At 71.4% G+C, this 24,332-nt stretch carries 18 protein-coding genes; 10 read left to right on the top strand and 8 right to left on the bottom strand.

Annotated elements, in window-relative coordinates; genetic code table 11:
• Positions 1 to 2: 2 nt before the first annotated feature.
• Positions 3 to 377 (bottom strand): DUF3499 domain-containing protein, encoded by a 375-nt coding sequence (locus OG510_RS23805; RefSeq protein ID WP_343235279.1) that lies wholly within the window; start codon positions 375 to 377, stop codon positions 3 to 5.
• Positions 378 to 697: 320 nt separating this feature from the next.
• On the opposite strand from OG510_RS23805, the gene OG510_RS23800 reads away from it, so the two are divergent.
• On the top strand, positions 698 to 1,156 hold the full coding sequence (locus tag OG510_RS23800) for a metallopeptidase family protein (protein ID WP_406139412.1): 459 nt from the start codon (positions 698 to 700) through the stop codon (positions 1,154 to 1,156).
• A gap of 119 nt (positions 1,157 to 1,275) precedes the next feature.
• Here the strand turns inward: OG510_RS23800 and OG510_RS23795 are convergent, their stop codons facing one another.
• The 3 genes from OG510_RS23795 to OG510_RS23785 all read right to left on the bottom strand — a co-directional run bounded on the left by OG510_RS23795 (position 1,276) and on the right by OG510_RS23785 (position 7,269).
• Positions 1,276 to 2,799 (bottom strand): DUF5719 family protein, encoded by a 1,524-nt coding sequence (locus tag OG510_RS23795; RefSeq protein WP_406139411.1) that lies wholly within the window; start codon positions 2,797 to 2,799, stop codon positions 1,276 to 1,278.
• Positions 2,796 to 6,698, bottom strand: coding sequence for a glycosyltransferase (locus OG510_RS23790; RefSeq protein ID WP_406139409.1), 3,903 nt, complete (start codon positions 6,696 to 6,698; stop codon positions 2,796 to 2,798). Before OG510_RS23790 ends, OG510_RS23795 begins: the two co-directional genes overlap by 4 nt.
• A 307-nt stretch (positions 6,699 to 7,005) precedes the next feature.
• Positions 7,006 to 7,269: a WhiB family transcriptional regulator gene (locus tag OG510_RS23785; RefSeq protein WP_164266780.1), complete on the bottom strand. Its 264-nt coding sequence runs from the start codon at positions 7,267 to 7,269 to the stop codon at positions 7,006 to 7,008.
• Between the two features lie 668 nt (positions 7,270 to 7,937).
• Here OG510_RS23785 and OG510_RS23780 point away from each other — a divergent pair.
• From OG510_RS23780 to OG510_RS23770, 3 genes are read left to right on the top strand one after another with little or no spacing between them, the layout of a single operon-like run.
• Complete coding sequence (locus OG510_RS23780) at positions 7,938 to 8,486, top strand: cysteine dioxygenase (RefSeq protein WP_406139407.1); 549 nt, start codon at positions 7,938 to 7,940, stop codon at positions 8,484 to 8,486.
• A 33-nt stretch (positions 8,487 to 8,519) separates the two neighbouring features.
• The gene (cofD, locus tag OG510_RS23775) at positions 8,520 to 9,476 is read left to right on the top strand and encodes a 2-phospho-L-lactate transferase (RefSeq protein WP_406139405.1); all 957 of its coding nucleotides are present in this window, start codon (positions 8,520 to 8,522) and stop codon (positions 9,474 to 9,476) included.
• Positions 9,473 to 10,816, top strand: a complete 1,344-nt coding sequence (locus tag OG510_RS23770) for a coenzyme F420-0:L-glutamate ligase (RefSeq protein WP_406139403.1) — start codon at positions 9,473 to 9,475, stop codon at positions 10,814 to 10,816. The genes cofD and OG510_RS23770 overlap by 4 nt, the downstream gene beginning before the upstream one ends.
• Positions 10,817 to 10,976: 160 nt before the next feature.
• On the opposite strand, the gene OG510_RS23765 is transcribed toward OG510_RS23770, so the two are convergent.
• From OG510_RS23765 to OG510_RS23755, 3 genes are all read right to left on the bottom strand, one after another.
• Positions 10,977 to 11,882, bottom strand: coding sequence for a DNA-3-methyladenine glycosylase family protein (locus OG510_RS23765; protein ID WP_406139401.1), 906 nt, complete (start codon positions 11,880 to 11,882; stop codon positions 10,977 to 10,979).
• 10 nt (positions 11,883 to 11,892) lie between these two features.
• Positions 11,893 to 12,975: a sugar phosphate nucleotidyltransferase gene (locus tag OG510_RS23760; protein WP_406139400.1), complete on the bottom strand. Its 1,083-nt coding sequence runs from the start codon at positions 12,973 to 12,975 to the stop codon at positions 11,893 to 11,895.
• A gap of 163 nt (positions 12,976 to 13,138) precedes the next feature.
• Positions 13,139 to 14,605: an N-acetylmuramoyl-L-alanine amidase gene (locus OG510_RS23755; RefSeq protein ID WP_406139399.1), complete on the bottom strand. Its 1,467-nt coding sequence runs from the start codon at positions 14,603 to 14,605 to the stop codon at positions 13,139 to 13,141.
• Between the two features lie 149 nt (positions 14,606 to 14,754).
• Here OG510_RS23755 and OG510_RS23750 point away from each other — a divergent pair, with 149 nt between their 5' ends.
• The 5 genes from OG510_RS23750 to OG510_RS23730 all read left to right on the top strand — a co-directional run bounded on the left by OG510_RS23750 (position 14,755) and on the right by OG510_RS23730 (position 22,352).
• Positions 14,755 to 15,510 carry a TIGR03089 family protein gene (locus tag OG510_RS23750; RefSeq protein WP_406139398.1) on the top strand — a complete coding sequence of 252 codons (756 nt, stop codon included), beginning with the start codon at positions 14,755 to 14,757 and terminating at the stop codon, positions 15,508 to 15,510.
• A 149-nt stretch (positions 15,511 to 15,659) separates the two neighbouring features.
• Complete coding sequence (locus tag OG510_RS23745) at positions 15,660 to 16,898, top strand: LCP family protein (RefSeq protein WP_406139397.1); 1,239 nt, start codon at positions 15,660 to 15,662, stop codon at positions 16,896 to 16,898.
• 218 nt (positions 16,899 to 17,116) lie between these two features.
• The gene (locus OG510_RS23740) at positions 17,117 to 18,892 is read left to right on the top strand and encodes an LCP family protein (RefSeq protein ID WP_406139396.1); all 1,776 of its coding nucleotides are present in this window, start codon (positions 17,117 to 17,119) and stop codon (positions 18,890 to 18,892) included.
• 48 nt (positions 18,893 to 18,940) lie between these two features.
• Positions 18,941 to 20,623: an LCP family protein gene (locus OG510_RS23735; protein WP_406139395.1), complete on the top strand. Its 1,683-nt coding sequence runs from the start codon at positions 18,941 to 18,943 to the stop codon at positions 20,621 to 20,623.
• A gap of 358 nt (positions 20,624 to 20,981) precedes the next feature.
• A complete protein-coding gene (locus OG510_RS23730; protein WP_406139394.1) occupies positions 20,982 to 22,352 on the top strand; it encodes an LCP family protein in 1,371 nt (456 codons plus the stop codon).
• A 15-nt stretch (positions 22,353 to 22,367) separates the two neighbouring features.
• Here the strand turns inward: OG510_RS23730 and OG510_RS23725 are convergent, their stop codons facing one another.
• Positions 22,368 to 22,892, bottom strand: a complete 525-nt coding sequence (locus OG510_RS23725) for an acyl-CoA thioesterase (RefSeq protein WP_164261483.1) — start codon at positions 22,890 to 22,892, stop codon at positions 22,368 to 22,370.
• Positions 22,893 to 23,010: 118 nt separating this feature from the next.
• Between OG510_RS23725 and OG510_RS23720 the strand changes: the two genes are divergently transcribed.
• On the top strand, positions 23,011 to 24,264 hold the full coding sequence (locus tag OG510_RS23720) for an LCP family protein (protein WP_406139392.1): 1,254 nt from the start codon (positions 23,011 to 23,013) through the stop codon (positions 24,262 to 24,264).
• Positions 24,265 to 24,332: the final 68 nt, after the last annotated feature.

Genomic DNA, 24,332 nt, shown 5'->3' with positions numbered 1-24,332 from the left:
GCTCAGGGCTCCGGGGAGCGCAGTACGCGGAGGTGCCCCCGGCGTCCGCTCTCGGTCTGACCTGCCTGGCGTGCGCCGCCACCGGGCTCGGGGGCGCGCTCGTGCGGCCTGGCGGCTTCCCGTACGGCGTTGGCGAGCGCTTCGAGATCGTCACCGCTGGGCCTGGCCGGGGCCGAGCCGTCGGTGAGACGGACGACCTCCCAGCCGCGCGGGGCGGTCAGCCGCTCGCCGTGCTCGGCGCACAGGTCGTAGCAGTGGGGCTCAGCGTAAGTCGCGAGCGGACCGAGGACCGCGGTCGAGTCGGCGTAGACGTACGTCAGCGTCGCGACGGCGGGGCGGCCGCACGCGGTGCGAGAACAGCGACGTACAGGGCTCACGGTAAGGGACGGTACCGCACTCTTGAGCGGGCCGCGACGACTCGCCCCGGCGTCACTCCGCCGTGTCGTGGTGCGGAGCCTGCCCCGCCCGCCCCGGCGGCAACTCGCTTGACCTGCACGGGTACAGGCGCATACAGCGAGTGACGAATCGAATCCAGTCATCCGCCCATCGATATCCAGTCAAGTGCTGCGAGATCACCGATCGAAAGCGGCTGGGCCGCCGGTCGTGAACTTGTCCGGAATGCTCATTCCGCGACATGACGGCTGCGCCGCGGCCGCCTGCATCGCCGCGCCGCACGGAGAGCTACCCTGCGTCAGTGATGGACAGCTCACTACCGCCCCAGCCCGCCGAGCCCCGGCCGCGCCGCCGCGACCGGCACGGCCGGGGGATGCGCGGGCCCGTGGCCCCTCCGCAGGTCCCGCTCTCGGCCAGCCGCGGGGACTCCTTCCGCGATCTTGTGGCGGACTCCGTGGAGCGCCTGGAACGGCGCTGGCCGCAACTCTCCGAGGTCGACTTCCTGGTGCTCGACGTCCCACGCGTCGATGGCGCCGACAGCGCCGACGAGTGGCCGGGCGAGACAGCCGTGCCGCTGGGCAGCGCGGTCTCGGCGGAGAAGGACAGGCCCGCGCAGATCGTCGTCTACCGGCGCCCCGTCGAGATCCGCACCAAGAACCGCGACGAGCGGGCGCTGCTGGTGCACGAGGTGGTCGTGGAGCAGGTCGCCGAACTGCTCGGCCTGGCACCGGAGTCGGTCGACCCGCGGTACGGGCAGGACTGAGCCGCGCGTAAGCCGGCCGCGCCGGTCGGCCGGCCTTTCCCGCCGGCCGCGCCGGTCGGCCGGCCTTCCCGGTCAGCCGTCCCCGGCTGGCCCCGGCCGGTCCCGCCGCCCGGCCCCCGTCAGTCGTCCAGCAGTGACAGGTCCTGCTGGGCGTGCGGCACCGAGACCGTCCCCCGGTCGTCGGGCAGCGTCTGCACCGTGAACATCGGGACCCCGTCCTGCGGGAGTTCGAGCATGCGCGAGGCGTAGACCGGGCCACCGCCCGCCTCCGGCTCGACCGTCAGCGCGTACGAACCCTTGAGACCGGGCGGCGGGGTCGGCTTGACGGCCAGCGTCGTACCGCCCTTGACGGTGTACTCCTTGACGGTCTGCGAGCCGCCGCCGCTGCCCGCCGACGACGTGACCCGCACTTTCGCCGTCGCGCCGGGCGCCGCCAGCGAAAGGACCGAGCCCTTGGACCTGTTGTCGGCCGCCGAGGCCCGGTCGCCCACCGGAGCGGTCGCCGGGATGAAGGCCGTCTCCTGCTTGCTGCCCTTGCCGCGCACCACGCGCAGGGCGGCCACCACGGGCGTCTTGCCGCCGCCCGATGGGGAGAGCACCAGCGAGCCCGCCCCGCCCCTGGTCACGTCGCCCAGGTCGGCCGATGTGGTCATGCCCGCCTTGAGGTGCAGGGTCTCGTGGCCGGCCGGAGTGATGGTGCCGTCGGCGCCGGCCAGCTGGATCTTGAGGTCCACGTCGTCCGACCCCGGGGCGAGGGCCACCAGGCGTACCGAGGTGGCGTCCGACGGGATCCCGGGGAGTACCAGCTTGTCGGCGGGGGCGGTGGAGGCGGGCAGCCAGTCGCTGCCGAGCTTGTCGTCCATGGACTGCACCACGGCGCCGACCCTGCCGCTACGGGTGCTGACATGGACGGTGAGGTTCTCGGCCGGGTCGGGCGCCAGTGTCGAGAGCAGGACCGCGACCGTCGACTTCGCGGGGACCGTGATCCCCTCCCCCACCTCGGACTTGACGGCGCCGTTCTTGCCGTACAGCTCGATGTCGGCGACGGCCGCGCTGTCGTCGGGGTTGGTGAGGTGCACATAGTCCTGGCGGGATGCCGCCGTGCTGGCGCCGGGGAACCAGAAGTCGGTGTTCGGCGCCGTGCAGTTGGTGCCCAGCACCCCGCGTGATCCGCCGACGTCGACCGTCGTGGTCTGCTGGACGGTCCAGCCGGGGGCCAGCGGGCCGTCGGCCGAGCCGATCAGGGCCGGGGTGTCACCGCCGGACTCCTTGTCGACGACGGGCTTGCCCGGCTGCTTGAGGGACACCACCGGCTTCCCCTCGCCCGACGCGGCGCCCTTGCCCTTGGCGTCCTTGCCCTTCTTGCCGTCCTTCTTCGTGCCCGCACCCGTGACGGACGGCAGCAGCTGCGCGTCACCGGCCGTACCGCCGCCCTTGCCCGCCGGGGTGAAGGCGGTGTACGAGGTCTCGGCCAGGTCGGACGTGCTGGGCACCGGGCAGACCAGGCTGGACCGCTCGACGGGCAGCCGGGCGGCGGACTGCTGCGCGGGGGCGGCGTCGGACGGTGCGGCGACCACGGCGAACCCGGTGATGGCCGCGAGGGCTGCGACGGCCGCCGCGAGGGCGATGGCGGTGCGGTTCACTGGTTGCTCCCGTCGGGGCGGTGCTCGTTCTCGTCGGGGTAGGGCGGCTGGTGCGGTGGCTGTACATAGCCGTACGGGTCGTACTGGCCGTCGGGGTGCTGCTGGTACGGGTCGTACTGCTGCCGGCCCTCGGGGTACTGCCCTTCGGCGTACTGGCCCTCGGCGTACTGCCCCTCGGTGCCGTACGGGGCGCCCTGGCCGTACTGGCCGGGGGCGTACGGGCCTTCGTTGCCGTACTGGCCTTCCCCGTACTGGCCTTCGTTGCCGCCGTACTGTCCGGCCGGGTACGGGCTGTAGTCGCCCGTCGTGTACGCGGACTGCTCCCACTCGCCGTAGGCGGGCTGCTGGGGGATCTCCGTGCCGTACTGCGGGGCGAAGCCTCCGTCGGCGGGGACCGCGGCGTCCGCCGCCGGGTCAGCGCCGGGGTCCGCGGGGCCCGCAGCTGGAGCGTACGGCCCCTGCTCGCCCGGGCCGCCGGGATCGCCGAGGTCGCCGGGGCCTTCGCCCGGTACGTCCGCCGCGGTGTCCTGGCTGCCGGGAGCGCCCGGGATGTCCGCCCCGGCAGGGCCTGTTCCGTCCGGGGCGTCCATGGCCCCCGCCGCCTCCGCCTCGGCCTGGGCAGCGGCGCGCAGCCTGCGGGCCCTGCGGCCCTCGCCCGCCACCGGCTCGGCCGGTACCGGGAGTTCCTCGTCGGGCAGGTCGTCGTCGATCCGCACCCGGCGGCCGGGCAGGGCCAGCACCAGCAGGACGATGGCGAGCAGCACCTGGACCCAGACCCAGAGGGTGTGGGTGAGGGGTTCGTCGTAGCTGACGTCGAGTGTGCCGCCCTGGGTGGGGAGTTCGAAGCCCTGGGCCCAGCCGTCGACGGTCGTCCTGGTGAGCGCGTGGCCGTCCAGGGTGGCCTGCCAGCCCGGGTCTGCGGAGTCCGCGAGCCGCAGGACCCGGCCGGACTTGCCGGCCGGGACGGTGGTGTGGATGTCCACCGGGCCCGCGGCTACGGACCGGCCCTCATCGGTGGCGGCGTCCGATGACGTGCCGGAGACGATCGTGGCCCGCGCGACCTGGCGGTCGACGCGCCACAGTTCGCTGCCGTCCAGCTGGCTGAGCCGGCTCAGCCCCGGGGTGGCGTCGAGCACCCGGCTCATCTCGCGCGGCGCTCCGTCCCTGACCAGCAGATAGCGGATGGCGTATCCGCTGAGCTGGCTGGACTGGTCGGCGCCCGAGCCCGCGACCAGACGGGACACGATCTTGTCGAGCCGGGGGCTGCTGCCGCCCGCGCGGGCCAGCTCGGCGTCGCCGAGTCTGCCGCCCGAGCCGCGCACCAGCGTGTACGAGACCTCGCCGGGTGATGTCCCGCCGAGGATCAGGGTGCGGGCCTGGTCGCGGGTGCCGCTCTCCTCGGCGACGAACGCCGGGACCTGCACCGGGTCGCGCCGCTCCAGCGGCCCGTCGGCGCCGCTGACCATCCAGCTGAAGGCGGCGACGACCGGTGCGAGCAGCGCGGCGATCGCGATCAGCCCGGCGACGGGCTGGCGCCAGCCGAAGCTCTGGGTGGCCACGCGCCCGCGTGCGCCCTCCGCGCCGAGCACGGCGGCGACCAGCAGCGCGATCCCGTAGACGAGTGTCGTGGGACCGGCCCAGCCCGACCTGTTGGCCAGGACCGAGAAGACCAGGCCGAGCAGGGCCACCGCCCAGGCGCCGCGGATGGCGAACTGCCGCTCCCCGCGCAGCAGGGCGGCCAGCGCGGCGAGCACCACGCCGATGAGCAGTACCCCGCCGGCGGTCTCCGGGCCTCCGGGGCTCATGCCCAGCAGGTCGAGCGCGGAGGCCGAGCCCTTGCCGAACTCCATACCGGCCTCGCGGAAGAAGCCCGACGGTCCGGTGAGCAGCGAGAGCGACCAGGGCGCCAGCAGCACGAGGGGCGTGCCGGCGAGCGCGAGGAAGCGCAGCCCGTACGCGGTGATCTCGTCGCGGTGCAGCGCCAGTACCGCGATCCCGATGACCACGGCGAGCGGCCACACGACGGGCGTGAAGGCCATAGTGAGGGTGAGCAGGAAGGCGTAGGCCCAGACGGCCCGCCAGCTTCCGCGCTCCCCGCGCACGCCGGAGGCTGCGACGGCGCAGCGGGCGATCAGCGGCAGCAGGACGGCGAGTACGGCCGTACCGACCCGCCCTCCGGCCAGCGCGCCGGTCGCGGCGGGCAGGAAGGCGTACGCGATGCTTCCCCAGGCCCGCAGCAGCCGGGAGCCGGTGAGCGGCCGGGAGGCGAAGTACGCGGTGAGACCGGCCAGCGGGACCGAGCAGACCAGCAGCAGGGTGAGCGCGAGCCCGGTGTGGCCCAGCAGGACGGTGGAGAACACGGCGAGGACGCCGAGGTACGGCGGGGCGGTCTGGGTGCCGCCTGTGCCGAGGGGGTGCCATACGTCGGCGTAGCGGTTCCACAGCTCCGATACGTGATCGGGCGCGGGGAGCAGGGCGCCGCCCGCGAGGGCGCCTCCGCCCAGCAGCGCCCGGCAGGCGATGAGCGACACCAGCAGGAGTACGGCGAACAGCACCGGGGCCGGCTTGCGGGCTATCCGCTTCAGCCGGGCGAACTGCTCGATCTCCAGGAAGTCGGCGTCGTCGCCGCCCGGACCGGATTCGACGGCGCCGTGCCGTGAACCGGCCTCTACGTCGGAGCTACCGCCGAAATGGCCCACCACCTGCTCGGCGGTGGCCTTGACGGTGGCTCCCGGCGGGGGGAAGAGGGGCCGCAGCTCGCCCGCTTCGACCGTGCCCGTCCCTCTGGCGCGCCGGGCGGCGAGGATCCGCTCGGGGCGCAGCAGGGTGCCGACGAGCCCGGCGACCTCGTCGAGTGCCTGTCCCGGCGCCTTGCCGACCAGGTACGCGATCACGCGCAGCAGCGTGCCGAAGACCAGCCGCAGCAGGACGTACGGCACTCCGCGGCCGCGGGTGTTGACGAGCAGGGTGTAGACGGCGCCGGCCTTGTCGACGCGGTGCGGGCTGGCGACGGAGCGGCCCACGCAGTCGATGGGCCGGCGCTCGCGGGCCGATGCCTCGGCGTGCCGCAGTACGGCGTCGGGTGCGACGACGACGCTGTGGCCGGCGGCGTGTGCGCGCCAGCACAGGTCGACGTCGTCGCGCATCAGGGGCAGCCTGCGGTCGAAGCCGCCCAGCTCCTCCCAGACGTCCCGCCTGATGAGCATGCCGGCGGTCGAGACGGACAGCACCGAGCGGACCTGGTCGTGCTGGCCCTGGTCCTGTTCGCGGCGGTCGAGTCCGGTCCAGCGGCGACCGCTGTTGGCGATCGAGACGCCGACTTCGAGCAGTTGCTTACGGTCGTACCAGCCGCGCAGTTTGGGTCCGACGATGACGGCGTGCGGGTCGTTGTCGACCACGCGCAGCAGCTCGGTGAGCGCGTCGGGGTCGGGGGCGCAGTCGTCGTGGAGCAGCCAGAGCCACTGCACCGGTTCGCCGTGCGGCAGTTCGGGCATGTCATAGGCGTCGTCGCGCCAGCTGCGGCTCACCGGGTCCCAGCCGCTGGGCCGCTTCAGATACGGCAGTTCCTCGGGGGTGAGGACTCCGGCGGTGCGGGCCGCCTCGTCGACGGCGGCACCGAAGCCGGTGCGGCGTGCGAGGTGCAACACCCGCTCGCCGCCGAGCGCTTCGGTGACCAGGCTCGCGGAGGCGTCGGCGCTGCCGGTGTCGGCCGCGACGACGTTCTGCACGGGCCGTTCCTGGCCGAGCAGCCCGGCGAGCGCGTCGGGCAGCCAGCGGGCGCCGTCGTGGGTGACGAGGACGGCGGTGACGACATGCTGCGGGAATTCGGGTGGGTGCGCGGGAGCGAACGCAGGCGTTGCGGCCTCGTAAGGGGCCGTCGATTGGCTGTGCACGGACATCGAGGTACGGGCCCCTCCGGCCGGAGTCCGGGTGGCGTGGCCCCCCGGAAGGCTGGTGTGCGGATGCGGTGGACGCACGCGCCCCGTGGGGGCGTTGGTGCATCGCGGACGGGGCCCCACACTAACGGCTGACTCGGACAGCGGTCCGCCGCCCGCCCCAGGGGGACGGACGGCGGACCGGGTGGTGTGCATGGACTTGTACCGGTTCCCGGCCGGACGGCCGGAGCACGCGGCCGGTGAGGACGGCCGGCGCGGGTGGTCGGCGCGGGTGGCCGGCGCGGGTGGCCGGGCGGCTGCCGGGCCGTGGCTAGACGGCGGCCTTTTTCAGCCGCCGGCGCTCCCGCTCGGACAGACCGCCCCAGATGCCGAACCGCTCGTCGTTGGCAAGGGCGTACTCAAGACATTCGGAGCGGACCTCGCAGGCGAGGCAGACCTTCTTGGCCTCGCGGGTGGAACCGCCCTTCTCGGGGAAGAAGGACTCGGGGTCGGTCTGGGCGCACAGCGCGCGCTCCTGCCAGCCGAATTCTTCGTCCGCGTCCTCGACCAGCAGTTGCTGGAACAGCTCGGTCATGTGCGCCCCTTGTCCGTCTTTGCGTCCCCGTGTTGCTGTCGCTACCGATTTCGGCCGAACGACACGAGTGAAATTACAAGTGTGTGGATCCGGGCCAGTCAAGCCGAGATCTGCTATTGGGCCCCTTATTCACTCTGCGGAACCAAGGCTATGCGGAAAGTGTTCAAATCACTAAAAACCTGACACATGCCACTGGCCCATACCTGCGCCTTCCCGGCCCGGAAGAGCTGACGCCCTCACAGGCTGAGACTCCGCCGAGGCCGGTCCCGTTCTCGCCGCACCCGTCGAAGCGATCAAGATCACAGTCCGGTCACGGGATTTCTGCGACGTTTGCGATCCCTGCGATGTTTACGGCGGGGCCTGCTGCGCCACATCTCCGCGACAGCAGGCGAACAAACCTCTCTCCGGACGGAGTAACCGGATGAGGTGAAACATTACGCCCAAATCGGTCATCAGGTTGACAAGGGACACGAGAGCCGTTCTTCTAGTTCCCATGCCAGCGACCGCAGCGTTCTCCGCGACCCACACCGGTGGGTTCCGCAGCGCTGTCCAGGTGTGCTGTTGCTGTTCCTGCTGTTGATGCCACCGAGCTCCAGCGTCTTCCCGCAGCCCTGACTGCACCTTTCTTGCGACACCCCAGCACTTCACTGCCGAGGAACCCCCGCACCATGAACAGCGACAGCGACCTCCAGATCGCAGGCGACATCCTCGCCGTCCAGCACCTGCTCGAGCCCGCCCGCGAGCACCCGGCCACGGTGGCCGAGTTCGCCGGGCTTGCCCGCTCCATCGCCGCGGACCGCGGCCAGTGGGCGCATCTCGTCGAGTACGACGCGGTGTCCCGCTGGTACCACCGGCTGCGCACCGTCCCCCAGGCCCCGGGCCCCGCCCGGGCAGGGCAGCCGCAGACCCCGGTCGGCTACGAGATCTGGCTGCTCAGCTGGGTCCCCGGGCAGGGCAGCGGGCCGCACGGCCACGGGCGTTCGTCCGGTGTCATGACCGTCCTCGACGGCAGGCTGACCGAACGTACGGAGCGGGGCGGGCGCGTACTGGAGGCGGGCGCCCAGCGGGTCTTCGCGCCGGGGTACGCCCACGAGGTCGTCAATGACTCACTGGAACCGGCCGTGAGCCTGCACGTCTACTACCCGGGTCTGACCGAGATGCCGATGCACAGCCCCCAGTGCGCGATCCCGGCAGTACAAGACCCCGTTCCCGCCTGACAGGATTCAGGCTTCGCCTGACAGACTGTCCGCATGCGCATTGTGGTTCTGGCCGGCGGCATCGGTGGTGCCCGATTCCTGCGTGGCCTCAAGCAGGCCGCGCCTGACGCGGACATCACTGTCATCGGCAACACCGGTGACGACATCCATCTGTTCGGGCTGAAGGTCTGCCCCGACCTCGACACGGTGATGTACACCCTCGGCGGTGGCATCAACGAGGAGCAGGGCTGGGGACGTACCGACGAGTCCTTCACCGTCAAGGAGGAACTCGCCGCGTACGGCGTGGGACCCGAGTGGTTCGGGCTCGGCGACCGTGACTTCGCGACGCACATCGTGCGGACCCAGATGCTCGGCGCGGGCTATCCGCTGAGCGCCGTCACCGAGGCGCTGTGCGAGCGGTGGCAGCCGGGGGTGCGGCTCATCCCGATGTCCGACGACCGTATCGAGACGCATGTCGCCGTCGACCTCGACGGCGAGCGCAAGGCCATTCACTTCCAGGAGTACTGGGTGCGGCTGCGCGCGTCCGTCGACGCCGCGGCCGTCGTGCCGGTGGGCGCCGACCGGGCGAAGCCCGCGCCTGGCGTGCTCGAAGCCATCGCCGCCGCCGACATCGTCATCTTCCCGCCGTCCAACCCGGTGGTCTCGGTCGGCACCATCCTCGCCGTGCCCGGCATCCGGGAGGCCATCGCCGACGCGGGTGTGCCGGTCGTCGGGCTCTCCCCCATCGTCGGGGACGCGCCTGTGCGCGGGATGGCCGACAAGGTCCTCGCCGCGGTCGGCGTCGAGTCGACAGCGGCAGCGGTCGCCGAGCACTACGGTTCGGGCCTGCTGGACGGCTGGCTGGTCGACACCGTCGACGCCGCGTCCGTGGCCGGGATCGAGGAGGCGGGGATCCGCTGCCGGGCCGTGCCGCTGATGATGACGGATCTGGACGCGACCACGGCGATGGCCCGTGAGGCGCTCACCCTGGCCGAAGAGGTCAGGGCGTGACGTCCTTCACCGTCCGGGCCGTGCCGGGACTGCCCGAAGTCGGCGAGGGCGACGACCTGGCCAAGCTGATCGCCACCGCAGCGCCCGACCTGGCGGACGGCGATGTCGTCCTCGTCACCTCCAAGATCGTCTCCAAGGCCGAGGGCCGGATCGTGCAGGCCGTCGACCGCGAGGCGGCGATCGACGCCGAGACGGTACGGGTGGTGGCGCGGCGCGGCACGCTCCGTATCGTCGAGAACCGGCAGGGCCTGGTGATGGCCGCCGCCGGGGTCGACGCCTCCAACACCCCTGCGGGGACCGTCCTGTTGCTCCCCGAGGACTCCGACAGGTCGGCGCGGGCGATCCGCGCGGGTCTGCGGGACGCGCTGGGCGTGGAGGTCGGCGTGATCGTCACGGACACCTTCGGGCGGCCGTGGCGCAACGGCCTCACCGATGTGGCGATCGGGGCCGCCGGGGTGCGGGTCCTCGACGATCTGCGCGGCGGCACGGACGCGTACGGCAACCCGCTGAGCGCCACGGTCGTCGCCACCGCCGACGAACTGGCCGCCGCCGGCGACCTGGTGAAGGGCAAGGCGGCGGGCCTGCCGGTCGCGGTGGTCCGCGGTCTGCCGCAGGTCGTGGTGGACCCGGCCGGTGGTGGTGGCGCTGACGGTGACGCCGACGGCGCGTCCGGGGGCGCTTCCGGGGGTGCGCGCGCCATGGTGCGCGTCGCCGCCGACGACATGTTCCGGCTCGGTACGTCCGAGGCGGTACGGGAAGCGGTCACCCAGCGGCGTACGGTCCGCGACTTCACCGATGAGCCGGTGGACCCGGGCGCGGTGCGCCGCGCGGTCGCCGCGGCGCTCACCGCGCCGGCCCCGCACCACACGGTGCCGTGGCGTTTCGTCCTCCTGGAGTCGGCGGCGGCGCGCACCGGGCTGCTGGACGCGATGCGGGACGCGTGGATCGCGGATCTGCGCCGCGACGGCAAGTCGGACGAGTCCATCGCCAAGCGGGTGCGCCGCGGTGAAGTGCTGCGGCGGGCGCCGTACTTGGCGGTGCCGTGCATGGTGCTCGACGGGGCGCACACGTACGGGGACGACCGGCGGGACGCGGCGGAGCGCGAGATGTTCACCGTCGCGGCCGGTGCGGGCGTACAGAACTTCCTGGTGGCGCTCGCGGGTGAGCGGCTGGGGTCGGCGTGGGTCTCATCGACGATGTTCTGCCGTGACGTGGTGCGGGAGGTGCTGGGGCTGCCCGCCGGGTGGGAGCCGATGGGGGCTGTGGCGGTCGGTCATCCGGCCGCTGCGGCGGGGCCTCGGCCGGGGCGTGCGGTGGAGGAGTTCATCACGGTGCGGTGAGGGGGCGGGTGCGTGTGGCTGCGCCGCTTTTCGGGGCTCCGCCCCGGACCCCGCTCCTCAATCTCCCCCAGCTACCGCTGGGAGGTGGCCCGTGGCCCCGATGGCGCTTGAAGGCGGCCTCACACGCCGGCCGGGCTGAAGGGACTTCGCGCTGGACGTGTCACAGCCGGGCGATGTCCGTGCGGGGCATCTTCGGGGTGCGGCGCTGCGGGACCCGGCCCGTCAGCAGGATCAGCCGGACCGCGCGGTGGCGCTGGCCCGCGTACGGCTCCAGGAGTTCCAGCATTCCGTCGTCGTCGACGCCCCGGCGGCCGGTCAGCGCGTAACCGACGATGCCCGGCAGGTGCAGGTCGCCGACCGTGACCGCGTCCGGGGCTCCGATGGCGCGCTGGAGTGTCTCAGCCGAGGTCCAGGGGCCGATGCCGGGGATCAGTTCCAGGCGGCGGGCCGCGTCGGCGGGCGCCATCCCGGCCGCCTCCTCCAGGCGGCGGGCCACCCGTACCGCGCGCAGGATCGTGGATGCGCGCTTGTTGTCGACGCCCGCGCGGTGCCACTCCCAGGACGGGATGAGCGACCAGCCACGCGGATCGGGCATCACATACATGTGCTCGGGCGCCGGGCCGGGTGCCGGTGTGCCGGACGCCCGGAGGAGGCGGCGCCAGGCGCGGTACGCCTCGTCCGCCGTCACCTTCTGCTCCAGGACCGACGGGATCAGCGACTCCAGGACCAGACCGGTGCGGCAGAGCCTGAGATGCGGGCGGCGGCGGTGCGCGTCGGCGACCACCCGGTGGCGCGGCACGAAGTCCGACGGGTCGTCCAGCTCGCCCAGCAGCCCCGGAAGCCCCGCGAGCAGCCAGTCGGCTCCGGGGCCCCACGCCTCCGCGCCGTCCGCCGCGATCCGGAGCGTGCCGGGCCCGTCCGGCGTGCGGCTGGCCCGCCACACCGCGCCGTCGGGCGTCGTCCGGTACGTGGGGTCCCAGGGGCCACGGCGGAGCACCCCGAGGACCAGACCGAGGTCGACGGGGCCGTGCGGGCCCGGGACCCGGGCGGTGAAACGTCCTGCCACTCCGTAGAGGCTACTGGTCGGACGAGAAGCGCACGGAACCGTCCGGCAGCACGGCACCGCACCAGATCCTTATCCCGGCGCGCAGCTCGTTGTCCGCGCCCACCCGTGCGCCGTCGCCGATCACCGCGCCGGTCAGTACCGAGCGGGCCCCGATCCGGGCCCCGGCCCCGATCAGCGAGTCGGTGACCACCGCGCCCGGCTCGACGACCGCGTGGTCGAGGACGGTGCTGCCGTTGATCCTGGCGCCCTCGCCGACGACCGCGCCCGCACCGATCACGGTGCCGCCGGTCACCTTGGCGCCGGGGGCCACCGTGGCGCTGTCCAGGATCAGCCGGTCGCCGCAGCGGCCCGGCACCGCGGGCGACGGGGCGTGGCCGAGTACGAGGTCGGCGGAGCCGCGTACGAACGCCTGCGGGGTGCCCAGGTCGAGCCAGTAGGTGGAGTCGACCATGCCCTGGAGGTGGGCGCCCGAGCCGAGCAGACCGGGGAAGGTCTCCCGCTCGACCGATACGGGGCGCCCGGCCGGGATGGTGTCGATGACCGAGCGCGTGAAGACGTACGCCCCGGCGTTGATCTGGTCGGTGACGATCTCCTCGGGCGTCTGCGGCTTCTCCAGGAAGGCCGTCACCCGGCCGGTGCCGTCGGTGGGGACGAGGCCGAACGCGCGTGGGTCGTCCACCCGCGTCAGATGCAGGGAGACGTCCGCGCCCGAGGTCTCGTGGGTGGTGACGAGGGCCTCGATGTCCAGTCCGGTGAGGATGTCGCCGTTGAAGATGAGGACCGGTTCGTCCGGCCCCGAGTGCAGGCGTTCCGCGACGTTGCGGATGGCGCCGCCGGTGCCCAGCGGCTCCTGCTCGGTGACGTACTCCAGGTGCAGGCCCAGGGCGGAACCGTCGCCGAAGTACGGCTCGAAGACCTCCGCGAGGTACGAGGTCGCGAGCACGATGTGGTCGACCCCGGCGGCCCGCGCGCGGACGAGCTGATGGGTGAGGAACGGGACTCCCGCCGCCGGGACCATCGGTTTGGGTGTGTTGACCGTGAGCGGCCGTAGCCGCGTGCCCTTGCCGCCGACCAGGAGAATCGCTTCTGTCACCTTGACGTCTCTGCTTCCTGCTGGGGCGGGCCTTCAGGGTCATCGGGCTATGGGTGTCCCGATGACCCCTTGAACGGGCTGGCCAGTGTATGCAGACGGTGCGGCACGGGGTGCGGGCAGGCCGTACGGGGGCCGTACGGACGGGCCGTACGGGCAGCCGGGGTCAGCGGCCCTGGTAGCGGGCGGCCGCGCTGCGGATCGCGCCGAGCTTGTCGTAGAGCTTGGCTCCCGGGCACTCGGTGGCGAATCCGTCGCGGTGTCCGGAGATGACGTTCAGCTTCGCCTCGGTGCCCTTCTCGTAGCGGTTGCCGCCGTCGGACACCAGGGTGGTCTTCCCCGCCGGGTCGGCGCCCGTCAGGCCGAGCTTCCACGCGGTGAAGCGGGAGAGCGCGGTGATGACGGGGGCGGGCGGTTCGGCCGATGTGAAGGTGCCGAGGACGGCGACGCCGGTGCTGTCGGTGTTGAACCCGAGGGTGTGGGCGCCCATCACGGGCTTGGTCACGCCGCCCGCGCGGCCCTCGTAGAGGGTGCCGCACTTGTCGATGACGAAGTTGTAGCCGATGTCACGCCAGCCCAGGCTCTTCACGTGGTAGCGGTAGATGCCGCGCAGCAGCGAGGGGGCCTCCGCGCAGGTGTAGTTGTTGCCCGTCGCGGTGTGGTGGACGAAGGCGACCTTCACGGTGTCCGTGTAGAGGAAGGCCGACTCGCGGACGCTCTCGTCGGCGCCCCAGCCCTTGCGGGTGACGATGCGCGGCCTGGGCGCGACGTAGGGGCCGGCCTTGGCTCCCGACTGCTCCAGCTCGGCCACCGTGGCTTCCTTGCTGAGGGCGGGCAGCTCGGTGGGGGCGGCCTGGGCGGCGGACCCGGACTCGGGGCCGGGGGTGCTCGGGTCGGCGGTGGTGGGGTCGGCCGCGGTGGGATCAGCTGCGGTCGGGTCAGCTGCCGTGGGGTCGGCCGCGGTGGGATCAGCTGCGGTCGGGTCGGCTGCGGTCGAGTCAGCTGCCGTGGGATCAGCGGACGTCGGATCAGCCGCCGTCGGGTCGGCAGAGGTCGGATCAGCCGCCGTCGGATCAGCCGGCTGTGGGTCCGGGTCGGGGCCCGGGTCGACGAGGTCCAGGCGCAGTCCCTTCGGGAGCGCGGGGGCCGCCGCGCGGGTGGATCCGGCGGGCGCCTTCGTACGTACGCGGACCTGGACCGCGTCCGAGTCGCCCACCCAGAGCGGGGCGGTGGACCCGCGTACCGCCGATGACTCGGCCTCCGCCGTACCGGGGTCGGGCGCGTGGTCGTCGTTGCGGGTCTCGACCGACTGCCAGCCGGTCCAGGCCGTCGAGCCCACCCGCCGGGTCCGCACCTGGACGGTGCCGTCGAGGTGGGCCTTCTTGTCGTTCCAGACCACGCCGACCAGTGAGAACGGCTTGACCTTCTGCCGGGACAGCCCGGCACCGGCCACATGGTCCGTGGAGCGGTCGGCGGACACCGCGTCGAGCCGCAGCGACTGGGTGGAGCCGGGGACCGGCGCGGCCGCCGGGCCGGCCAGGGGCGTGGCCGCGCCGGCCGGTGCGGCGAGCGGCAGGGTGAGCGCGGCGGCACACGCGACGGCGATCGAGGCGGAGAGCACAGAGGCAGTCATAGGAGCACGCATAGCTACGATTTGGACATACCCTCCGGTCCCTGTCCATCCCGGAACTGACGCCGCATCGGCCGGCCGGCACGGCCGTCCCGCCCGGGAATCCGCGGCGGCGTCCGTCCCCGGCCGGCCCCGCGACGTACGCTTCCCGCATGACTGCCAGCGACCACACCCCCGCCGACCTGCTGCTATCCGCACTCGCCCTGGAACCGGCGCGTCCCCTTGTCACGTTCTACGACGACGCGACCGGCGAGCGCGTCGAACTTTCCGTGGCGACCTTCGCCAATTGGGTGGCCAAGACCGCGAATCTGCTCCAGGGCGAGCTGTCGGCCGAGCCGGGCGACCGGCTCGCCCTGCTGCTCCCGGCGCACTGGCAGAGCGCCGTGTGGCTGCTCGCCTGTTCCTCGGTCGGCGTGGTCGCGGACGTCGGCGGCGACCCGGCCAAGGCGGACCTGGTGGTGAGCGGCCCCGACACCCTGGAGCAGGCGCGTGCCTGCGGCGGGGAGCGGGTGGCGCTGGCGCTGCGCCCGCTCGGCGGCCGCTTCCCGGAGCCGCCGGCCGGCTTCGCCGACTACGCGGTCGAGGTCCCGAGCCAGGGTGACCGCTTCGCGCCGTACGCGCCGGTCGACCCGGACGCGCCGGCGCTCGCGGTCGGCGGGACCGAGCTGTCCGGCGCGCAGGTGGTGGAGCGGGCCATGCACGACGCGGCGGGTGTCGGACTCGCCCCGGGCGCACGGCTGCTGTCGGGGCGGCCGTACGACAGCTGGGACGGTCTGTCGACCGGGCTGTACGCCCCGCTGGCGGCCGGTGCCTCGGTGGTGCTCTGCCGCAATCTCGGCCTGCTGGCCGACGGCGGTCTCGAAAAGCGCGTCGAGAGTGAGCGGGTCACCCACTCCGTCACGCACTGATGGGCCACTCGTCTGGCCCACCCCAGGACGAGCCCCCGGGAACAGGCGCGCTCCGAGGTACATGATCAGGAGAAAGCACCACCAAGCGCGCGGTTCAGTCGTCCATCCGTTTCGATCGGCGGCGCAGCGCGTCGCCGACTCCGTGAAGGATGGACGCAGACGTGACGGACAGTGCTGGCACGCCGGACGACGAGCCGCAGACGGGCGGCCCGGACGAGGATCCGTCGAAGTCCGCCCCCGAGCCGCCGGCCGGGCGCAAACGGCACTGGGTGCGATGGACCGCACTGGGCGTCGCGTTCGTCGTGCTCGTCGCCGCGGGCGTCGGCTGGTGGCTCTACAACAAGCTCGACCACAACATCAGGACGGACAACACGGCGACCGCCGAGCTGCGGGCGTACGAGAAGGAGCGCCCCCCGCCCGTCGCGAACGGCGCCGAGAACATCCTGCTCATCGGGTCGGACTCGCGGGCGGGCGACAACAAGAAGTACGGCAGGGACGAGGGTTCGCAGCGCTCCGACACCACGATCCTGCTGCATCTGTCCACCGACAAGAAGAGCGCGACGGCGGTCTCCCTGCCGCGTGACCTGATGTCGCACGTGCCGAGCTGTATCAAGGCGGACAAGACCCGTACGAAGAAGCAGTTCGTGCAGTTCAACTGGGCGTTCGAGTACGGCGGCACCGCCTGCACCGTCCGCACCGTGGAGAACATGACGGGCATCCGGATCGACCACTACATGGTGGTCGACTTCGAGGGCTTCAAGGGCATGGTCGACGCGGTCGACGGCGTCCAGGTGTGCCTCAAGAAGCCGGTGGACGACAAGGACGCCCATCTCAAGCTGCCCGCGGGCCGGCAGACACTCGACGGGGAGCAGGCGCTCGGTTACGTACGCGTCCGGCACTCCATCGGCAACGGCAGCGACACCGAACGCATGCAGCGCCAGCAGGAGTTCCTCGGTTCGCTGGTGAAGAAGGTGCAGAGCGACGGCGTCCTGCTGAACCCGACGCGGCTGTACCCGGTGCTGGACGCGGCGACCAAGTCGCTGACCACGGATCCCGGTCTTGACACGCTCAAGGACCTGTACAACCTGACGCGGCGGCTGCGGGGCATCCCCACGCACCGGGTCCAGTTCCTGACGGTGCCGCGTGAGCCGTACGTCAACAACCGCAACCGCGATCAGCTCGTGCAGCCGGCCGCCGACCGGCTCTTCAAACGGCTCCGTGACGACGACCCGGTCACCGTGACGAAGGGCGGCACCGGGACAGCCGCCGGGACCCAGGGCGGGCGGAGCGCGGGAGACACATCGGGCACCGGCGGGAAAGGCAAGCCGTCGCCGTCGCCGCAGGCCACTTTTCCGGGGACGAATGCGGCTTCGGCTGCCTGTGGGTAAAACAATTCTCAAACCCGTATCCGCAGGGCATGTGGATTGGGTGGTATGCCCAGTTGTAAGCGCCAAGGAATGTGTCCTGGACGTCGCTCGACATTGATCCGGGCAGATAGTGTGACGCGATCCGGTGCATCCGGCCATGCGGCCGTGCACCAGAGGACGAAAGACCGAGCGCTCGGGGGGAGAGCGCCTCGCGTGGCACCGACGGAGGACAGGCAACCGTGGACGCGCATAGCCGTGGGCGGGACGATATCGACCCCGCAGACCAGTGGGTGCTCAACCCGGAAACCGGCAATTACGAACTGCGACTGAACCCCTCCGGACCGCAGTCGGGAGACAGATCGCCTTCGGATTCCGCTTCCGCTCCCGGCCGCTCACGGCGCAGGGACACGGTGCCCGAACAGTCCGCCGGCAGGCGCTCGCAGCAGCAGTCGCCCCCGCAGTCGCCGCGCCGTGACGTACCGGGCCAGCGCAGCCGGCGGGCGTCGGGCAACGGCCAGGACGGCCGCGCCGGGGGCGGGCCGCAGACGCAGGCCGGCCGCCGCAAGCGCAAGCAGCAGAAGTCGCGCCGGAAGAAGGCGCTGATGTGGACCGGCGGTGCGGTGGCCTTCGTCCTGGTCGCCGGCTCCACCGGGGCGTATCTGCTGTACCAGCACTTCAACGGCAACATCAACAAGATCGATGTGGTCGGCGGCACCTCGGGATCCACCAAGGACCGGGCCGTGAACATCCTGTTGATCGGTACGGACAAGCGCACCGGCAAGGGCAACGAGGGCTACGGAGACAAGGGGAGTGTCGGCCATGCCGACACCAACATCCTCTTCCATGTCTCCAAGGACCGGACGAACGCGACCGCGCTCTCCATCCCCCGTGACCTGATCACCGACATCCCGGACTGCCAGGTCAAGGAGCCTGACGGGTCGACGAAGACGATCCCCGGCACCCAGCAGGTCCGCTTCAACACCAGCCTGGGGCAGGACTCGCGGGACCCGGGCTGCACCATGAAGACGGTCAAGGAGATCACCGGTCTGACGGTCGATCACTTCATGATGGCCGACTTCAACGCCATCAAGACGCTCAGTACCGCGGTGGGCGGCGTCGATGTCTGTGTGGCGCACCCGGTGGACGACCCCGAGTCCCATCTCAAGCTCCCGGCCGGGAAGTCGAAGGTCGAGGGCGAGCAGGCGCTGGCCTTCGTCAGGACCCGGCACAGCTTCGGCAACCAGGGCGACCTGGACCGCATCAAGGTGCAGCAGCAGTTCCTGGCCTCGCTGATACGCAAGATGACCTCGGGTGACACCCTCACCAGCCCCACCAAGCTCTACAGCCTGGCGAATTCGGCGACCAAGGCACTCACCGTCGACAGCGGCATCGGCAGCATCGACCGTCTCAAGAGCCTCGCGATGGACCTGAAGTCGGTGAACCCGAAGAACGTCACCTTCACCACACTGCCGGTCCTCGACAACCCGGCGGAGAAAATACACGCCACGGTCGTCGTGAACCCCACCCAGGCCGACCCGCTGTTCTCGATGATGCGCGACGACGTCTCGCTCACCGAGGTCAAGAAGAAGAAGAGCGAGGCCGCGAGCAAGCAGGAGGCGCTCCTCAAGGGGAAGCAGGCAAACGCCTCCGACGTGCGGGTGAAGGTGCTCAACGGCGGGGCCCAGGCAGGATCGGCGCAGACCACGCTGACCTGGCTGCAGAACACCGAGGGCGTACTGAAGTCGGAGAACGGCGGCAACTACAAGCCCGATCTGGCCAAGACGACCCTCACCTACGGGCCGAACCAGGCCGACCAGGCCCGCAAGCTCGCCGACATCATGGGCCTGCCCGCGTCGGCGCTCAAGCCGGGTACGAAGGACTCCGTCGGGCTCGCCCCGATGACCCTCGTCCTCGGTGCGGACTTCAAGGCCGCCGGCACACCCATCACGGCGCCGACCAAGGCGCCGGCCGATATCCAGAAGGTCGAAGCCGACAAGACCGTGTGCTCCAAGTGACACCAGGTCACCGGGGAATACGCATACCTGAGTAGCAGGGGGGACCTGGTGGGAAAGAGCAGCACGCGAGGGGAGGGGACTCGGCCTCGCGTTCCGGGGGCGGGGCAACCCGGCCGGCACGACAGCGCGTCCGCGTCCACGTCCACCGTGTCGCCGGGGGCCGGCCGGAGGGCCCCGGACAGCGCTCCGGGCGGGCGCGGGAAACGCAGACAGCAGACGTCGCGGCGGCGGGCCCGGCGCGGGAAACGCCGAATACTCGGCTGGGTGGCGGGAACCGTGGCACTGCTGATCGTCGGCACCGCGGGCGCGGGATATCTCTACTACCGCCACCTGAACGGAAATCTGCAGAAGAGCGCCCTCAACCTCGGCGCCCACCAGGCCCCGAAGCCGACGGCCAACGCGGCGGGCCAGACCCCGCTGAACATCCTGCTGATCGGCTCGGACGCGCGGGACTCCAAGGAGAACCAGAAGCTCGGCGGTGCCAAGAACACCTTCGGCGGCACTCCCCTGGCCGATGTGCAGATGCTGCTGCACGTCTCGGCCGACCGCACCAACATGTCGGTCGTCAGCCTGCCGCGCGACACCGTACTGAAGATCCCCCAGTGCACCGCCGAGGACGGCAAGACCTATCAGGCGACGGGCTGGACCCTGGCCAACGAGTCGCTCGGCCGCGGTGGCCCCGGCTGCACGGTGGCCACCTGGGAGTCGCTCACCGGCATCCACATCGACCACTTCATGAAGATCGATTTCTCCGGTGTGGTCTCCATGGCGGACGCGATCGGCGGGGTGCCGGTCTGTGTGGACGCCAATGTGTACTCGCACACGCATGACGGCCACGGCTCGGGGCTCAAGCTGAAGAAGGGCACCACGTCGGTCAAGGGGCAGCAGGCGCTCCAGTGGCTGCGGACGCGGTACGGATTCTGGCCGGACACCGACGTCATACGGACCAAGGCCCAGCACGAGTACATGAATTCGATGGTCCGCCGGCTGCGCGAGGGCACCAAGCTCACCGACCCCGGTGAGCTCATGGACCTCGCCGAGTCGGCCACCAGGGCGCTCAAGGTCGACGACGGGATCGACACGGTCAAGAAGCTGTACGACCTGGCCGGGGAGCTCAAGAAGGTCCCGACGTCGCGGATGACCATGACGACCATGCCGAACGTGAACTCCACCCGCCCCGGGTTCGAGGAGAAGGTCGACCCGAAGCCGGGCGACGCGGAGAAGCTGTTCGCGATGATCAGGAACGACACCCCGCTGGACGGCAAGGGGGCGAAGAAGAAGCCCGCCGAGAAGGTCTCCGACGACCCCGCCGCGCCCAAGGCCGACATCGGTGTCACGGTGCGGAACGGCACCGGGGGCGACGGCGGGCAGCCGGCGCCCGGCCGGGCCGGTTCGGTCGCGTCGCTGCTGACCGGGCAGGGCTTCACCCGGGCCGTCGCCGATCAGACCCTTGACCCGCAGAAGACGACCGAGGTGCTCTTCCCCAGCGCCGATCTGGAGGGCGACGCCCAGGCGGTGGCGAAGGCGCTGGGTGTGCCGCTGAAGTCCGTGAAGAAGTCCACCGATGTCAGCGGGGTCACGATGGTCGTGGGAAGCGACTGGCGCGAGGGCACGACGTACCCCAAGTCCACGGCGGACGACGGCAAGACACCGGACTCGGCCAACGCGCTGCACGGGGACGACAAGTCGGCGTGCATGCATGTCGACCCCGCCTACACCTGGACCTCGTAGGCGCGAGCGCACACCGGAAAGGGCCGGACCTGCTGCCTCGCGGCGGCGGGTCCGGCCCTTTCCCGGAGTTCGGGCGGTGACGCCGGCCGGGACCGGGAAGGCCCGGCGGGCGACACCATGACGGACCGGCATGATCACAGAGACAGCGGGCGCGGCGGCCGCAGGACGGTCACGTTAACGCGAACGAGGGACACCGGGCGCGGCGGCCGGACGGCCTGCCCGGGATGTTGATCACAGCGGCTTACCGTGGTCGCTTCCCCCGTCCGCCCCTCGCGGAGGTGTCCCAGTTTCCCCCGTGCCCCCGCCGCCCCGCCGCAGAAGGCCGCCGCCGCGCCGCCCGCCCCGCCCCCGCTGGGGCATGCGCCTCACCACCGCCCTGTCCGTCCTGGTGCTCGGCGCCGGCGGGATCGGCCATGCCCTCATCGGTGAGCTGGACGGGATCGGGCGCATCGACCCGTTCAAGGACATGAAGAACCGCCCGGCGCCCGGCCGCGGCATGAATGTGCTCCTCGTCGGCACCGACGGCCGCGACAAGATCACGCCCGCTGAGAAGAAGAAGTACCACCTGGGCGGCGCCCCCTGCCACTGCACCGACACGGTGATGCTCGTCCATGTCTCGGCGGACCGCTCCAGGGTGAGCGTCGTGAGCCTGCCCCGGGACAGCTACGCGGTGGTGCCCGAGCACACCGACCCGGCCACCAGGAAGCGCGTCACCGCCCATCCGGTCCGGCTCAACGCCGCGTACGCCCAGGGCGGGCCCCAGCTCACGGTGCAGACCGTGGAGAAGATGACCGGCGTGCAGATCAACCACTATCTGGAGGTCGACTTCACGAGCTTCATGAAGACGGTGGACGTGCTCGGCGGCGTCGACATCTGCACCGCACGCCCGCTGAAGGACTCCTACACCGGGCTCGACCTGCCGGTGGGGACCAGCAAGCTCAACGGCGGCGAGGCCCTCCAGTACGTACGCTCCCGCCATCTCGACGCGGCGTCCGACCTGGGCCGGATGCAGCGCCAGCAGCGTTTCATGGCCTCGCTCATCGCCAAGACGACCAGCAGCGGTGTGCTGCTGAACCCGGTGAAGTTCCGCGATGTGGCGTCCACGGTCTTCGGCTCGGTCCGGGCGGACAAGGGGTTCGGACCTGACGAGATGCTCTCGCTCGGGCAGGCGATGCGGGGCTTCAAGCCGTCATCGTCGGAGTTCACCTCCGTCCCCATCGGGCAGATGAACTACCGGGTCCCGGGCATCGGCTCGACGGTGAAGTGGGACCCGGCGAAGGCCGGGAAGCTCTTCAAGGAGATCCGCGAGGACGTACCGATCGCCGTGCACAAGGCGGCGGGGACGAAGGCCCGGAAGGTTGACGTGCCCCCGAACCAGATCAGGGTGCAGGTCGCCAACGGCACATCGACCACCGGTCTGGCGGCCCGCGCGGACAAGAGCCTGCGCGCCACCGGCTTCCTCTCGTCGGTCGCGGCCGCGGTTCCCGGCAAGCCGGTGCCGTCGGACACCAAACGCACGGTCATCGAGTACGACCCGCGCTGGAACCGGTCGGTGCGTTCGCTCGCCGCGGCGCTGCCGCACGCCCAGCTGCGCTCGGTCGCCGGGATCGGCTCCACGCTGAAGGTGACGCTCGGCTCGGACTTCACGTCGGTGACGCCGGTACGGGCCGACGAACCGGATCCGAGCAGCGCCGGGGCGGTCACGGGCGACCAGGTGGTCTGCAAGTAGGCGGCCGCCCGCTGCTCAGTCGTCGATGCCGTCGGCGACGCGCTGCTCGCGGAGCTCCTTGATCGCGCGGCGCCTGGCCAGCCGGTGGGTGCGGCGGATCTGTGCCTCCTCGTAACGGCGCTTGTCGCGCTCACTGCCGGGGACCACGGGCGGCACGGCGCGCGGCTTGCCGTCGGCGTCGACCGCGGCGAAGACGAGGTACGCGGTGCCGACCTGCTGGGCCGGCGACGACTCGTTCCACCGCTCGGCCAGGACCCGGACGCCGACCTCCATCGATGACCGGCCGGTCCAGTTCACCTGGGCCTTGACATGGACCAGGTCGCCGACGCGGACCGGCTCCAGGAAGACCATCTCGTCCATCGACGCGGTGACCGCGGGCCCGCCGGAGTGCCGCCCGGCCACGGCACCCGCCGCGTCGTCCACCAGCTTCATGATCACACCACCGTGCACGGTACCGAGGAGGTTGGTGTCGTTGCCCGTCATGATGTGACTCAGGGTGGTACGTGAGGCCGAGGTGGGCTTGCCCGGAAGATCAGTCATACGTGCCAGCTTAGAGCCGCTCCGCGGCACGGCACTTTGCATCAGGTCTGCAACAGCACTGCCCCGATTCCACACCCGCCCTGTAATACATACGCACCGTGACGGCACACTGGTCCACATGGACGACAGGGACCGCTACGGACGTGGCAGCGAGAACGCACAGCCCGAGGGCGCTCGGGTCATGCGGCACGTGCAGCGTCCGACGCCACCTGCCCAGCGGCAGTACGGCGGACAGCAGCAGGACCAGGGTTACGACGACGGCTACGGCGACGCGTACGACAGTGGCTACAACACCGGCCAGGTCTACGGGCAGGGCGGCCCCGGTGTGCCCGGCGCCCGCAGAGGCCAGGGCGGTCAGGGCACCGGAGGCCCGCGCCCCGCCACCCGCCCGGCGCCGAACTGGGGCCGCCGCATCAGGATCGGTGCGCTGGTCCTGGTCATCGCGATCCTGGGCGTCTCCATCGGTACGTACTTCTGGGCCGACGGAAAGCTGCGCCGTGAGGTCGACCTGTCCAAGGTCATCGACCGCCCCGCCGCGGGCAAGGGCACCAACTACCTGATCGTCGGCTCGGACAGCCGCGACGGCATGTCCGCGGCCGACAAGAAGAAGCTGCACACCGGCTCCGCCGAGGGCAAGCGCACCGACTCCATGATCATCCTGCATGTCGGTGACCACGGGGACACGATGGTCTCGCTGCCCCGCGACTCGAACGTGACGATCCCGTCGTACAAGGGCTCGGACTCCGGGAAGCTCTACCCGAACACCGGGCGGCAGACGAAGCTGAACGCCGCGTACGCGGAGGACGGCCCTGAGCTGCTGGTGCGCACCATCGAGTACAACACCGGGCTGCACATCGACCACTACGCGGAGATCGGCTTCGACGGCTTCGCGAGCATCGTGGACGCGGTCGGCGGGGTCCAGCTGGACATTCCGCAGGCGTTCAAGGACAAGGACTCGGGCGCCGACTTCCCGGCGGGCAAGCAGACACTCAACGGCAGCCAGGCCCTGGCCTTCGTCCGTACCCGGCACGCCTTCGCGGCCAGCGACCTGCAGCGTACGAAGAACCAGCAGAAGTTCCTGTCGGCCCTGGCCTCGCAGACGGCCACCCCGTCCACGGTCCTGAACCCCTTCAAGCTCTACCCGGTGATGGGCGCGGGCCTGGACACGGTGATCGTGGACAAGGACATGAGCCTGTGGAACCTGGCGTCCATGTTCTGGGCCATGAAGGGTGTGCAGGGCGGCGACGGCAAGCAGATGAACATGCCGATCTCGGGCTCCACCGGCGGCAACCTGGTCTGGGACAAGACCAAGGTCAAGCAGCTGGTGCAGGAGCTGAAGGACGACGACACGGTGACAGTCTCGGGCAACTGAGCCCCTGTCGTCCTGTCTCGTCCTGGACCGGAAGAGGCCCCCGGAGCCGCTGGGCTCCGGGGGCCTCC

This window comes from Streptomyces sp. NBC_01089 (assembly GCF_045162975.1).
In the GTDB taxonomy this organism is placed as follows: Bacteria; Actinomycetota; Actinomycetes; order Streptomycetales; family Streptomycetaceae; genus Streptomyces.
The sequence above is the reverse complement of the archived record's forward strand: the minus strand, read 5'-3'. Positions and strand labels throughout refer to the sequence as shown.